The organism is Streptomyces sp. NPDC051561, from assembly GCF_044454195.1.
Taxonomy (GTDB): Bacteria; Actinomycetota; Actinomycetes; order Streptomycetales; family Streptomycetaceae; genus Streptomyces.
In genome coordinates this window covers 246,942-260,494 of sequence record NZ_JBITDM010000006.1, presented here as the reverse complement: position 1 = coordinate 260,494, position 13,553 = coordinate 246,942, and the positions used below count along the sequence as shown (strand labels likewise).

The window sequence follows — 13,553 nt, the reverse complement described above, 5'->3', positions numbered from 1 at the left end:
TCTCCCTCCCGGTACATGCCCACCCCGTGGAAGGATGGGCCAGAACGTCACGATCCGAGGAGATGACAGGGTGCCTGGTACGAATCTGACCCGCGAAGAGGCGCAGGAGCGGGCGCGGCTGCTCACGGTTGATGCGTACGAGGTCGAACTTGACCTCAGTGGTGCGCAGGAGGGCGGTACCTACCGCTCACAGACCACGGTGCGGTTCGAGGCGGCCGAGGACGGGGCGACCTTCATCGACCTCGTGGCGCCCGCGGTGCACGAGGTGGTGCTGAACGGCGAGGCGCTGGACGCCAAGACCGCGTTCACGGACTCGCGGATCGCCCTTCCGGGGGTGAAGGCCGGTGCCAATGAGCTGAAGGTGGTCGCGGACTGCGCGTACACCAACACCGGTGAGGGTCTGCACCGATTCGTCGACCCGGTCGACGAGCAGGCCTATCTGTACACCCAGTTCGAGGTGCCGGACGCGCGGCGGGTGTTCGCCAGCTTCGAGCAGCCCGACCTGAAGGCGACCTTCCAGTTCACCGTGAAGGCCCCGGCGGGCTGGACCGTGATCTCCAACTCGCCGACGCCGGAGCCGAAGGACGACGTCTGGACCTTCGAGCCGACGCCGCGCATCTCGTCGTACATCACCGCGCTGATCCTCGGCCCGTACCACGCCGTGCACTCGGAGTACGTGGGCAAGGACGGCCAGCGGGTGCCGCTGGGCATCTACTGCCGGCCTTCGCTGGCCGAGTTCCTGGACGCGGACGACATCTTCGCGGTCACCCGGCAGGGCTTCGACTGGTTCCAGGAGAAGTTCGACTACGACTACCCGTTCGCCAAGTACGACCAGCTCTTCGTGCCGGAGTTCAACGCGGGCGCGATGGAGAACGCGGGCGCGGTGACCATCCGCGACCAGTACGTCTTCCGCTCCAAGGTGACGGACGCCGCGTACGAGACGCGCGCCGAGACCATCCTCCACGAGCTGGCCCACATGTGGTTCGGCGACCTGGTGACGATGGAGTGGTGGAACGACCTGTGGCTGAACGAGTCGTTCGCCACGTACACCTCCATCGCCTGCCAGGCGTACGCGGAGGGCTCGAAGTGGCCGCACTCCTGGACGTCGTTCGCCAACTCCATGAAGACCTGGGCGTACCGGCAGGACCAACTGCCGTCCACGCACCCGATCATGGCCGACATCCGTGACCTGGACGATGTCCTGGTCAACTTCGACGGCATTACGTACGCCAAGGGCGCGTCCGTGCTCAAGCAGCTCGTCGCGTATGTCGGTCAGGACGAGTTCTTCCGCGGTGTCCAGGCCTACTTCAAGGCGCACGCCTTCGGAAACACCCAGCTCAGCGATCTGCTGGGTGCGCTGGAGCAGACCAGCGGCCGTGACCTGAAGACCTGGTCGCAGAAGTGGCTGCAGACCGCCGGGATCAACATCCTGCGCCCGGAGATCGAGACGGACGCGGAGGGCAACATCACCTCCTTCGCCGTCAGGCAGGAGGCCCCCGCGCTGCCCGCCGGCGCCAAGGGCACATCCACGCTGCGCCCGCACCGCATCGCGATCGGCCTGTACGACCTGGACGCCGCCGGCAAGCTGGTGCGCACCGACCGGGTCGAGCTGGACGTCGACGGTGAACTCACCGCGGTGGAGCGCCTGGTGGGCCGCGCCCGCCCCGCCGTCGTACTCCTCAACGACGACGACCTGTCGTACGCCAAGGTCCGCCTCGACGAGGAGTCCCTGGCGTTCGTCACCGCGCACCTGGGCGACTTCACCGAGTCGCTGCCGCGTGCGCTGTGCTGGGCCTCGGCCTGGGACATGACGCGTGACGGTGAGCTGGCGACCCGCGACTACCTGGCGCTGGTGCTGTCCGGCATTGGCAAGGAGTCGGACATCGGCGTGGTGCAGTCGCTGCACCGCCAGGTGAAGCTGGCGCTCGACCTGTACTCGGCGCCGTCCTGGCGCGAGGCCGGGCTGAACCAGTGGACCGAGGCCACGCTGGCCCATCTGCGTTCCGCGAAGGCGGGCAGCGACCACCAGCTGGCGTGGGCGCGGGCGTTCGCCGCCACCGCCCGAACGCCGCAGCAGCTGGACCTGCTGCGGGGTCTGCTGGAGGGCTCGGCGTCCATCGAGGGTCTGGCCGTGGACACCGATCTGCGCTGGGCGTTCGTCGGGCGGCTGGCCGCCGTCGGAGTCTTCGACGAGGACGAGATCGCGGCCGAGCTGGAGCGCGACAACACCTCGGCGGGCAAGCAGCACGCGACGTCGGCGCTGTCGGCACGTCCGACCGAGGCGGCGAAGGCGGAGGCGTGGGAGTCGGTCGTCGAGTCCGACAAGCTCCCCAACTCGCTCCAGGAGGCCGTCATCGGCGGCTTCGTCCAGACCGATCAGCGTGAACTGCTGGCTCCGTACACGGAGAAGTACTTCGCGGCGGTCAAGGGCATCTGGGACTCGCGTTCGTACGAGATCGGCCAGCAGATCGCCGTCGGTCTCTACCCGGCGCTCCAGGTCTCGCAGGAGACCCTGGACGCGACGGACGCCTGGCTGGCGTCGGCGGAGCCGAGTGCGGCACTGCGGCGGCTGGTTTCCGAGTCCCGCTCGGGAGTTGAGCGGGCGCTCAAGGCGCAGGCGGCGGACGAGGCTGCGGCTTCCTAGTCGTGTGACATGAGCGAAGGGCCCCGGTACGCCTGAGGTGTACCGGGGCCCTTCGCTCGTTCTTTAATTGTTTCTCGCTATTTCTCGTTGTCTCTCGTTATTTCTCGTTGTTATCCGTGCGTGCGGGATTCGCTGTCCACCGCACGCACGGAAGTCTCTATTGAGCAGTTGCTCAATTGCTCAGGTCCTCGTAACGGGCCTTGAGGTCGGCCTGGCCCTGCTCGGTGACGGTGCCGTGCAGCCGCATCCGGGCCACGCCGCCGTCGGGGAAGGCGTCGAGGCGTACGTGCGTCGCCACGGCCTGAGCGGCAAGCTTGAAGCGGTGCAGGGTGTCGGGCTGGAGCTTGGTGCGCGGCAGGATCTCGAACCAGTCGCCGTCGCCGTTGCGTCCGCTGAGCGCGATCCAGCCTGCCGAGTTGCCCTTGAGGTACGCCGTGTCGATCTCGACGGCGCGAATGGCGCCCTGGGCCAGCAGCTTGAAGCGCACCCAGTCGTTGGTGTCGCGCACCCGGCGGCGGCGGTTCTCCCAGCCGTCGTCCATCTTGCGGGAGGTGCCCGGCAGGATGATCTGGGTCGGCGACGAGTAGAACTTGTCCGACGCGTCCTCGTACGTTCCACCGTTCTGTACGGCAACGAGGTCGACGGTGCCGAGCAGCTGGAGCCACTCGGGGTCCGGGACGACCTCACCGTGCACCCGGAGGCGGGCGACGCCGCCGTCGGGGTGCTGGCAGAGGCGGAGGTGGGTGAAGCGGCGCTCCGCGTCGATCTTGAAGCCGTTGGCGGCGTGGCCCTTGACCGGCGTGGCGGGGACGATCTCCTCCCACTTCACGTCGTCGGCGAGCAGCTGCTCGGGGCTCGGGGAGCCCTCGACGGCGGTCGCCTGGATGCTGACGCGCTGCGGGTAGTTGCCTCGGAAGTGGGCGGTGTCGACGACGATGCCGCGGATCACGCCGGCGGCGCCGAGGCGGATGATCGCCCAGTCGTGGTCCTCGGGCTCCGGGAAGGGGTTCGCGGCGTCCGTGCCGCGGCGGCGACGGGTCTCCCAGCCGTCCATGATCTTGCCCTTGTGCCCGAAGTGCTCCGGGTCGAAGACGGCGCGCTCGCGGATCAGGAGGTTCTCGCGCTGGGCGAAGAACTCGTCGTTGGCGGCGATGACGCCCGCGCCGAGGCGGCGGTCGGCCAGGTCCACCAGCTCGGTGAAGGCGGAGACGTCGTCACCGGCGGTCCGGTAGTCGGCGTAGGGGTCGCCTCCGCCGTAGGGGGCGGCGTCGTTGGCGTGGGGGTCTTCCTGGGGCGCGGGCTTCGTCGTCATGTGTTGACTGTGGCGTGCGGGGACTGCCCAGGTCCATCGAAAATTTACGAAAGGTCTGTTCAGGAAAGCTTAATGGTCTGAGGGTCGCCGGGAAGCGTGCGGATGGTGGGGTGGTTGCGCCTGCGGCGGGCTGTGCCCCTCCCCGCCCCTTCGCTGATTCCCGGAACCGCCGGCCGCGGGACGGGAGAGTACGTGCGGGGGCGTTGTGGTTCCTCGCGCAGTCCTCACGCCCCTGCGGCCCCTGGCGCCCCTACTGGTCCGCGACCACTGCGCGGAGGGCGGCCAGGGCTCGTGATACCCCGGCCCCCCGCTCGGCTCCGCGTCGGACCGCCGCCACTACGTGTCGGCGTGGTTGGTCCACGCTCAGGACTCGGATCTCCGCACCGTCGACCGCCCGCTCGGCCACCGCCATCCTCGGCACCAGGGCCACCCCCATGCCCGCCTCGACCATCGCGAGGATGGCCGTCCAGCCCGCCGCGCTGTGCGCCTGTTCGGGTACGAAGCCGGCCGCCTCGCACGCCGACATGGTGATCTCGGACCACGGCCCGCTGCCGCCGAAAATCCACCGTTCGCCCGCGAGGTCGGCCAGCCGCAGGTCGGGCCTGTCGGACAGGGGATGCCCGGCGGGCAGGGCGACATCGAGGGGGTCGGCGAGCAGGGGGAAACGCGCGAAGGCGGGGTCGCGTTCGGTGGGGGCGTGGGCGGCCAGGGAGAGGGCCAGATCCACCACTCCGGCGGACAGCAGCTCGTACGCCTCCGCCGCCTCCGCCTCCCGTACCCGCACCTCCAGACCGGGGTGGGTCTCGCGCAGGCGGCGTACCGCGGGCACGACCAGCGCGGGTACGGCCGTCGAGAAGGCGCCGACCCGCACCTCCCCCACCTCGCCGTGCGCATAGCCCTCCAACTCGGCTTCCGCCTGTTCCAGTTGAGCGAAGACGGCTTCCGCGTGCCGCAGCACGAGGTGCGCGGCGTCCGTCAGGCGGACCCGTCGGCCGTGCGCTTCCAGCAGCGTCACATCCAGCTGTTTCGCCAGGTTGGAGAGCTGCTGGGAGACGGCCGACGGCGTCATCAGCAGTGCCTCCGCCGTCGCGGTCACGGTGCCCCGTTCGCGCAGGGTGCGCAGGATGCGCAGCTTCTTGATGTCCCACTCGGCCATGCCCGCAACCTATCCGGAGCCCGCACCTCCTGCGGATTCGCAGTCCCTGGCCCCCTTGGATCCAGAGCCCGAGTCCCTTCCCGCTCCGGCGCCGAGACCTCTTCGGAATCCAACCGGAACCTTCCGCCCCGCCTGCCCCGGTGGGACCGCGATACGGTCGGGCGATGACTGGGCGGAAGAGTTTCGGGCGTACGGCGATCGCGGCGGCAGTGGCGGCCATCTCCCTTGTCGTGAGCGGCTGTTCGGTTGAGCCGAACGCGCCCGACATGGTCAGGTTCCAGGCGGGTGTGGCCCAGGGGCGGCAGGCGGACGCGAAGGCGCAGGAGGCCGGGAAGGTCGACTGCCGGGTCGCCAAGTGCATCGCGCTGACCTTCGACGGCGGGCCCGGCAAGGACACCCCGCAGCTGCTCGACACCCTCAAGCGGGAGAAGGTGCCCGCGACCTTCTTCCTGCTCGGCAACAAGCACGTCACGCGCTATCCGGACGTGGTGCGCCGGATGTCCCGCGAGGGCCACGAGGTAGCCAACCACACCTGGACCCACCGCATCCTGATCAACTTCAGCGAGGCGGAGGTACGGGACGAACTCGCCCGCACCCAGAAGGCGATCAAGGAGGTCACCGGCCGTGCGCCGACCTTGATGCGCCCGCCCCAGGGACGTACCAACCCGATGGTCACCGGCGTCGCTCGCGACCTCGGCCTTTCCCTGGTCCTCTGGGACAACACCGCCAGGGACTACTCGACAACCGACTCGGCGCTGATCGAGTCCCGGGTGCTGTACCAGGCGAAGCGGGACGGGATCATCCTGCTGCACGACATCTACGACGGCACGGTCCCGGCGGTGCCCGGCATCCTCGCGAAGCTGCGGAAGCGCGGGTTCACCTTCGTGACCGTGCCACAGATGATCGCCCCGGCTGTTCCGCAGCCGGGGCAGGTCTTCCGTCCTACGTACTGAGGTCCGGCCTGCCAAGGTCCGGCCTGCTGAGGCCTACCGGGCAGTTTTCGTCCGAGCGCTCGCGCCCAGGATCACGCCGCCCAGGATCAGCGCCATGCAGAGTATCTGGAGCGGGCCCGTCCGCTCGCCCAGGACGGCGTACGAGAGCAGCGCGACACAGACGGGCTGCAGGTAGTAGATGACGCCGGCGCGGGCGGCGCCGATCAGTGAGATCGCCTTGTTCCAGGCGAAGAAGGCGACGGCGGAGGAGAACACTCCGACGTAGAGCAGCGGCCCGACGGTGCCGGTGCGGAACTCGAAGCCGCCCTGGACGGCGAGGCTGACGCCGTACACCGGGGCCAGCATCAGCGCGCCGAGCACGAAGGTGCAGAAGAGGAAGGCGAGGCCGCCGAGTTCGGCGGGCTTGCGGCGGAGCAGGGCACTGTACGAGCCGAAGCAGAGGGCGGCGGCGATCATCCAGAACGCGCCGACGGACAGCCCGAGGGTGAGCGAACCCTTGCTCACCAGGAGCAGTACTCCGGCGCAGGCGATCAGCATGCCGACGATCCGGCGGGCGCCGAGGCGCTGTCCGCCGAGGCGTTCGTACCCCGCCATGACGACCGGCGAGGCGGCCATGATCATGCCCATGGTGCCGGCCGGGGTGTCGAGTCCGGCCTGGTTGACCAGAGTGTTGTAGACGGTGACGCCGAGCAGTGCGGCGAGGGTGATGAAGCCCAGGTGGTGCCGGATCAGGGAGCGTTGACGCCAGGTCTCGCGGAGCGCGAAGGGGGCGACGGCGAGCAGGGCGACGATCCAGCGCCAGAAGGCGGCCTGGACCGGCGGGACGGAATCGTGCAGTCCGCGAGAGGTGACGAAGCTGCCGGACCAGACGACGGTGGCGAGGAGGGCGAGGAGGAGGCCGAGACCGGCGCCCCTCTTCACGGCCGCGGCGGTCGTCGGCGCGGTGGCCGGTGTGGCGGCCTGCGAAGTGGCCGGTGTGGCGGCCTGCGAAGTGGTCGGTGTGCGGATGCGGTTGAGTACTGCCATCGGAGCCCCCTGGGTGATCGGCGGATCGTGGTGAGGGCTCTACCGTCACATCGAGGGCTCGTTCAGGTCCATCGAAACTTTTCGATGACTCTGTTCAGTAAAACTGAACCATTGGAGGGGCCGGGAACGCACCGAGGGCGCTGCCGACCCGTACGTCGTACGGGCCGGCAGCGCCCTGATGAGAAGCGGCGAGCGGGTCAGACCTGCTTGCGCGACTTGTCCAGCACCATCACCAGACCGGCGATGACCACGAAGAGGCCGATCGGGGCCGCGACGAAGAGACCGAGGGTCTCGGCCACACTCAGGCCGGGGCCCGGGTCGTCACCGTCGTCCCGTACGGCCGCGAGCGCGGGAGACGACAGGAGCAGCATCATCAGCGTCGTACCGGTCGCGACAGCGCCGGCGCGCAGAGCGTTCTTCTTGTCCACGGTGCAAAAGTAGCGAACGCCTGAGCGGGGCGCGCGCCCGGGGGTGCCGTAAGTGGCTCCCGGGCAGGTCAGGTCTCCTTGCGGAACACCTCCATGAGCCGGTGCAGGCGGGGCGATGCGGTCAGTTCCTCCAGGGTGAGCGGGCGTCCTTCGGCGTCGGCGACGGGCAGCCGCCAGTTGGGGTACTGGTCCCAGGTGCCGGGGAGATTCTGCGGGCGCCGGTCGCCCACCGTGTCCGGCAGCCATACGCCGACCATCCGGGCCGGGGTGCGCAGCAGGAACCGGTAGACGGCCCGCACGGCCGCCTCCTCCTCACCGCTCCCCGCCGGGAGCAGACCGAGTCCGCTGAGGTACGTCAGCCATTCGTTGACCTCCGCCGCGTCCTCGGCCCGTTCCTCCGCCAGCGGCCGGGTGAGCAGGCCGAGCCGGTGGCGCAGGGCGACGTGGTCTCCGGTGAGGCGGGCGGCGGTGGAGGGCAGGTCGTGGGTGGCGGCGGTGGCGACGCAGCCCTCGCGCCAGGTGCCGGGGGGCAGCGGGCGTCCGGTGCCGGTCCAGTCGCGCTCGAACCAGAGCACGGACGTCCCCAGGACGCCGCGTGCGGTGAGGGCGTCGCGGACGCCGGGCTCGACGGTGCCGAGGTCCTCGCCGACGACGACGGCGCCCGCCCGGTGGGCCTCCAGGACGAGCACGGCGAGCATCGCTTCGGCGTCGTAACGGATGTACGTCCCGTCGGTGGGCGCCCGCCCCTCGGGTACCCACCAGAGCCGGAACAGTCCCATCACATGGTCGATGCGCAGGGCCCCGCCGTGCCGCAGGATCCCTCGCAGGAGGCTGCGGTACGGGGCGTAGCCCGACGCGGCGAGGGTGTCGGGCCGCCACGGGGGCAGGCCCCAGTCCTGGCCGAGGGCGTTGAAGGCGTCGGGGGGTGCGCCGACCGACATGCCCTGCGCGTAGGCGTCCGGCTGGGCCCAGGTGTCGGCGCCGCCGGGGTGCACGCCGACCGCCAGGTCGTGCACCAGGCCGATGGTCATGCCCGCTTCCACGGCTTCCCGCTGGGCGGCGGCGAGCTGTTCGTCGGTGAGCCAGGCGAGGCGGCAGTGGAAGTCGATGCGGCCCTGGAGGGCGGTGCGGGCGCGGGCGGTGTCGGTGGAGGCGGGGTCGGCGAGGGCGCCGGGCCAGGCGGCGCGGTCGGGGCCGTGGAGTTCGGCGAGGGCGCACCAGGTGGCGTGGTCCTCCAGGGCCACGCCCTGTTCGGCGAGGAAATCGCAGTAGGCGGCCTGGCGGCCGGGGCCGAGCGGGACGGCCGCGAGGATTTCCAGCGCTTGTTTCTTCAGCTGCCAGACGGCGTCGCGGTCGATGAGCGCCCCCTTGTGCAGCACGCTCTCGCGGAGGGCCGCGGCCGTGGCCCGTACGTCCGCCAGCCGCTCCCGGTCGGCGGTGTCCGTGACGTATCCGTACTCAGGGACGTCCTCGATCCGCAGATGCACGGGGTCGGGGAAGCGTCGCGAGGAGGGCCGGTACGGGGAGGGGTCGGTCGGCGCCCCGGGCACGGCCGCGTGCAGCGGGTTGACCTGTACAAAGCCGGCTCCGAGGCTCCTGCCGGCCCACCCGGCCAGTTCCCGCAGATCGCCGAGGTCCCCCATTCCCCAGGAGCGGTGGGAAAGCAGCGAGTAGAGCTGCACGAGGAGCCCGTGCCGGGGGCCTTGGGGCGGGGGGACCTTCGCGGGGGCGACGATGAGGTGGCAGGAGGCTCGACGGCCGTCGGGCAGCCGGGCGTCCAGGCGGTGCACGCCGGAGGGGAGCGAGGTCCAGGGGGTGTCGGCGGGTGGTGCGGGCGTCACCCCTTTGGGCGTCATCTCTTCGGGCGGCGCCTCTCCGGGAGCCGCCTCTCCGGGGGCCGCTGCGGCCTGCGGGGCCGTGGGTGGCGCCGGGCTCCGTAACGCCCACTCCCTGACTTCGCCCTGCTCCGTGGTGACACGTAGGCCCGTGTCCGGCGGCAGGCCGGACACGGCCGCGGGGAGGGGCGCGTCCTGCCACAGGACGACGGTCGGCGGAAGCACGGCGGCCCGGGCCGCGGACTCGTGGGCGTCGAGGGCGGCGTCGACCGCCTCCGGAGTGCTCGCGTCCACGTCCAGTGCGGCGAGGACCGCGACCGCGGTGGCCTCCGGGACGGCCACCGTGCGGTCGTCGGACGGGGCGTAGGACATGGCGACCCCGTGCAGTGCGGCCAGCCGCGCGAGGGGCGTCGGGGGTAAGTCGGCCGGCTCCCGGGTCGTGCGCCCTGATGCCATCAGACCCCCGGGTACTCCAGGCCGGATGCCGTCCCGTAGGAGGACGGCTCGCTCGTGAGGGGCGTCGCGTCGGTGAGCGGCGGCTCACTGGTCAGCGGCGCGGCGTCGGCGAGCGGTGGCTCGCTGGTGAGGGGCGGCTCGGCGCAGCCGCAGGCGCAGGATCCGTCGAGACCGGAGTCGGGTCCCGAGACCTGTTTGGACAGGGCCGAGAGAAGAAGCTGGGCGGAAGCGGCCACGGAGGGCCTCCCTTGGTGGGGGACGCGGACTACAGCAGCCATACCCAGAGGGCGGAGCCGCAGACCTTTACGGCCGTTGAACGTGAGACGGGTCACATTTGGTTCCCGGTGGCGGGAGTTGAAGGAAGAAGTTGAAGGAATCGGACGTACGGCCGCAGACTGTCCACCGCGCCTCTCGCGTCAAATGCGGCACAACCGCCGCCTGCATTGACACCCTTGGCGCACGGGTGATGGGCTCGGCGCGCACACCCGCGCGAGGGCCCCCTCCAGGGGCGCGGAGCAAGGGCGCGCAACAGACAGTCCGCACGAACAGACAGTCCGCACCAACAGACAGTCGCCGTGCGCGGTCGGCCGGACGCGAGGACCGCACCGCAGATCGCCGCGAAGACCGAGCACTGAGGAGTACGGCGTGCAGTTGGGCCGCAGAAGGGGTGCGACCGCTGTGGCGTTCGCCGTGATGGGCGGTCTCCTCGGTGGTACGCCGGTGGCCGTGGCCGCCCCGCCCGCCCCGCAGCCGCCCTCCCCCGCAACCCGCGACCAGGACAGCGACGCCGCACTGCCGCCGGTGTGGCCGCGTCCGCAGTCGATGAAGGCCTCGGGGGCGGCGGTACCGGTCGGTGACCAGGCGGTGCTGGTGGTGGCGCCGGGCACCGACCCGGCCGCCGTGGACGCCTTGCGCAGTGTGCTCAGGAGCGCGGGCGCGAACACCTTGTACGAGGTGGCGCCCGGCGAGGCCCTGCCGCCGCGCGGTCTGGTGGTACGGGCGGGTGGCGCCGACGACGCGCTGAAGGCGCTGCGCGCGCCCGCGCGCGGCGACGACCTGCCGGCGGGCGGCTACCGGATCGCGGTGGGTCAGGTCGCGGGCCGGGACACGGTCGCGCTCGACGGCGTGGGTCCGGACGGGATGTTCCACGCGGCCCAGACACTGCGGCAGTTGGTGCGCAAGGGCTCAGCAGGTACCACCGTGGCGGCAGTTGCCGTGCGGGACTGGCCGGGAACCGCCGTACGCGGCATGACCGAAGGCTTCTACGGACGCCTGTGGACCACCGAACAGCGGCTCGCCCAGATCGACTTCATGGCCCGCACCAAGCAGAACCGCTATCTGTACGCCCCCGGCGACGACCCGTACCGGCAGGCGCAGTGGCGCGAGCCGTATCCGGCGGCCGAGCGGGCCGGTTTCCGGGTGCTGGCCGAACATGCGCGGCGCAACCACGTCTCGCTGGCCTGGGCGGTCTCCCCCGGGCAGGCGATGTGCATGTCGGACGACCGGGACGTCCGCGCGCTGCTCCGCAAGGTGGAGTCGATGTGGGCGCTGGGGGTGCGGGTCTTCCAGTTGCAGTTCCAGGACGTGAGTTACAGCGAGTGGCACTGCGGTCAGGACGCCGATGTGTTCGGGTCGGGTCCGGAGGCGGCGGCGAAGGCGCATGCGCGGGTGGCCAGTGCGGTGGCCCGGCATCTCGCCGAACGGCACCCGGGCGCTGAGCCGTTGTCGATGATGCCGACGGAGTTCTACCAGGACGGGTCGACGGCCTACCGGCGGGCGCTGGCCGCCGAGCTGGACGAGCGGGTGCAGGTCGCCTGGACCGGTGTCGGGGCGGTGCCGCGCACCATCAGCGGGCGTGAACTGGTCACCACTCGGGCCGCGTTCGGGCATCCACTGGTGACCATGGACAACTATCCGGTCAACGACTACGCGCCGGGCCGTATCTTCCTCGGCCCCTACACGGGCCGCGAACCGGCGGTGGCGAGTCGCAGCGCCGCTCTGCTGTCCAACGCCATGGAGCAGCCGTCGGCGTCCCGGATCCCGCTGTTCACGGCCGCCGACTTCGCCTGGAACCCGCGTGGTTACCAGCCGCAGGAGTCCTGGCGGGCGGCGATCGACGATCTGGCGGGCGACGACGCGGGGGCGCGTGAGGCGATGCGCGCGTTCGCCGGGAACCACGCCTCGTCGATTCTCGATCCGGCCCATGAGTCGGCGTATCTGCGCCCGTTGATCGACGCTTTCTGGAAGTCGCGCGCGTCCGGCGACGCGAAGCGGCGGGATGCGGCGGCGCAGCGGCTGCGGGCGGCATTCACGGTGATGAAGGAGACCCCGAAGCGTCTGGACGACGCCGCCGGTGGGGTTTTCGACGACGAGGTACGGCCGTGGATGGACCGGTTCGCGCAGTACGGCACGGCGGGCGAGCAGGCCGTTGACATGCTTCAGGCGCAGGCGGGCGGCGACGGGGCCAAGGCGTGGCGGTTCTCGCGTGCGCTGGATGCCTCCCGGGAGTCGCTGAAGGCGCCGAGGGTGACCGTCGGCAAGGGTGTGCTCGATCCGTTCCTTTCCGAGGCGGTGCGGCAGGGCGCGGCGTGGACCGGCGCGGACCGGGCCCCCGTCACGGTGTCGCAGGGCCCGGGGACGTACACGGTGCGGCTCAAGCACCCGCGTCCGGTGACGGCGGTGACCACGATGGCCGATCCCGGCGAGACGGACGCCGCGGTCGAGGCGCATGTCCCGGGTGAGGGGTGGCGGCGGGTCGGGGTGCTGACCTCGGACGGCTGGACGCAGACGCAGCTGGGTGGTGCGCGGGTGGACGCGGTGCGCCTGGCGTGGGGCGAGCACGCGCCGAAGGTGCACCGGATGGTGCCCTGGTTCGAGGACGAACCGCAGGCGCGGCTCACGCTGTCCCGCAAGGAGACGGACGCGCAGATCGGTGGCCCGGCCGCCCGGGTGCAGGCGGCGCTGACCGGGCAGCGGCCCGGCGAGGTGCGCGGCGGGCTGGTCGCGAAGGCGCCCAAGGGGATCGAGGTGATCCTGCCGAGGGCGACGGTGGTGCCGCGGGGCACGGATGCTTCGGTGCCGCTGGAGATCAAGGTCGCGAAGGGCACGCCGGCGGGCGAGTACCGGATTCCGGTGTCGTTCAACGGTGGCGAGGAGCAGGTGCTGACGGTGCGGGCGGCGCCGCGCACCACCGGCGGCGATCTGCTGCGTACCGCCGAGCCGTCGTCCTCGGGCGACGAGACGCCCGACTTCCCGGCATCGGCGGCCTCCGACGGCGATCCGGCCACCCGGTGGTCCGGGGCACTCGGTCCGTCCGCGTGGTGGCAGGCGGAGCTGCCGGAGCCGGTCCGGGTGGGTGCGGTCGTGCTGACCTGGCAGGACGCGTATGCGAAGGCCTATCGGGTGCAGGTGTCGGCAGACGGGCGGACCTGGCGTACGGCGGCGACCGTGCGGGACGGCAGGGGCGGCCGGGAAACGGTCCGGTTCGATGCGCCGGACGCGCGTTTCGTGCGGGTTCAGGGTGATCAGCGGGCGACGGAGTACGGGTACTCGCTGTGGTCGGTGGAGGCGTACGCGGTCGCTGCGGACCGACCGGATTGAGCGTCCGCTCAAAAATTCCGAAGAGTGACGCCGTGGGGGGGGGGGGGGGGGGGGGTGGAACAGCGGGGGGGGGGGGGGGGGCCCGAGCGAAAAAAGACCCCGCGCGCGCGCGGGGGGTGGGGCGAGGCCGGCGCGCGCGGCGG

9 protein-coding genes are annotated in these 13,553 nt (G+C 71.3%); 3 read left to right on the top strand and 6 right to left on the bottom strand.

The features are described 5' to 3' along the window. Positions 1 to 70: 70 nt before the first annotated feature. Entirely contained in the window at positions 71 to 2,644 is a 2,574-nt protein-coding gene (gene pepN / locus ACIA73_RS17050; protein WP_399439303.1) for an aminopeptidase N, read from the top strand. Positions 2,645 to 2,816: 172 nt separating this feature from the next. On the opposite strand, the gene alc is transcribed toward pepN, so the two are convergent. Continuing rightward, complete coding sequence (alc, locus tag ACIA73_RS17045; RefSeq protein WP_399439302.1) at positions 2,817 to 3,956, bottom strand: allantoicase; 1,140 nt, start codon at positions 3,954 to 3,956, stop codon at positions 2,817 to 2,819. A 250-nt stretch (positions 3,957 to 4,206) separates the two neighbouring features. After that, positions 4,207 to 5,112 (bottom strand): LysR family transcriptional regulator, encoded by a 906-nt coding sequence (locus ACIA73_RS17040; protein WP_399439301.1) that lies wholly within the window; start codon positions 5,110 to 5,112, stop codon positions 4,207 to 4,209. 164 nt (positions 5,113 to 5,276) lie between these two features. Between ACIA73_RS17040 and ACIA73_RS17035 the strand changes: the two genes are divergently transcribed. Further along, positions 5,277 to 6,065: a polysaccharide deacetylase family protein gene (locus tag ACIA73_RS17035; protein ID WP_399439300.1), complete on the top strand. Its 789-nt coding sequence runs from the start codon at positions 5,277 to 5,279 to the stop codon at positions 6,063 to 6,065. A gap of 33 nt (positions 6,066 to 6,098) precedes the next feature. On the opposite strand, the gene ACIA73_RS17030 is transcribed toward ACIA73_RS17035, so the two are convergent. From ACIA73_RS17030 to ACIA73_RS17015, 4 genes are all read right to left on the bottom strand, one after another. Further along, a complete protein-coding gene (locus tag ACIA73_RS17030) occupies positions 6,099 to 7,091 on the bottom strand; it encodes a DMT family transporter (RefSeq protein WP_399439299.1) in 993 nt (330 codons plus the stop codon). Positions 7,092 to 7,288: 197 nt separating this feature from the next. Beyond that, positions 7,289 to 7,519: a hypothetical protein gene (locus tag ACIA73_RS17025; protein ID WP_266653888.1), complete on the bottom strand. Its 231-nt coding sequence runs from the start codon at positions 7,517 to 7,519 to the stop codon at positions 7,289 to 7,291. 68 nt (positions 7,520 to 7,587) lie between these two features. Then, entirely contained in the window at positions 7,588 to 9,726 is a 2,139-nt protein-coding gene (gene malQ / locus ACIA73_RS17020; protein WP_399439298.1) for a 4-alpha-glucanotransferase, read from the bottom strand. An 83-nt stretch (positions 9,727 to 9,809) separates the two neighbouring features. Then, complete coding sequence (locus ACIA73_RS17015; protein WP_399439297.1) at positions 9,810 to 10,046, bottom strand: hypothetical protein; 237 nt, start codon at positions 10,044 to 10,046, stop codon at positions 9,810 to 9,812. Between the two features lie 409 nt (positions 10,047 to 10,455). Between ACIA73_RS17015 and ACIA73_RS17010 the strand changes: the two genes are divergently transcribed. Continuing rightward, positions 10,456 to 13,410, top strand: a complete 2,955-nt coding sequence (locus ACIA73_RS17010; RefSeq protein WP_399439296.1) for a beta-N-acetylglucosaminidase domain-containing protein — start codon at positions 10,456 to 10,458, stop codon at positions 13,408 to 13,410. The last annotated feature ends 143 nt before the right edge of the window (positions 13,411 to 13,553 follow it).

Bases quoted from the DNA above. Each gene is read 5' to 3' on its own strand.
- ACIA73_RS17030 (WP_399439299.1), bottom strand. From the start codon at position 7,091: ATGGCAGTACTCAACCGCATCCGCACACCGACCACTTCGCAGGCCGCC.
- ACIA73_RS17035 (WP_399439300.1), top strand. From the start codon at position 5,277: ATGACTGGGCGGAAGAGTTTCGGGCGTACGGCGATCGCGGCGGCAGTG.
- alc (WP_399439302.1), bottom strand. From the start codon at position 3,956: ATGACGACGAAGCCCGCGCCCCAGGAAGACCCCCACGCCAACGACGCC.
- ACIA73_RS17040 (WP_399439301.1), bottom strand. From the start codon at position 5,112: ATGGCCGAGTGGGACATCAAGAAGCTGCGCATCCTGCGCACCCTGCGC.
- malQ (WP_399439298.1), bottom strand. From the start codon at position 9,726: ATGTCCTACGCCCCGTCCGACGACCGCACGGTGGCCGTCCCGGAGGCC.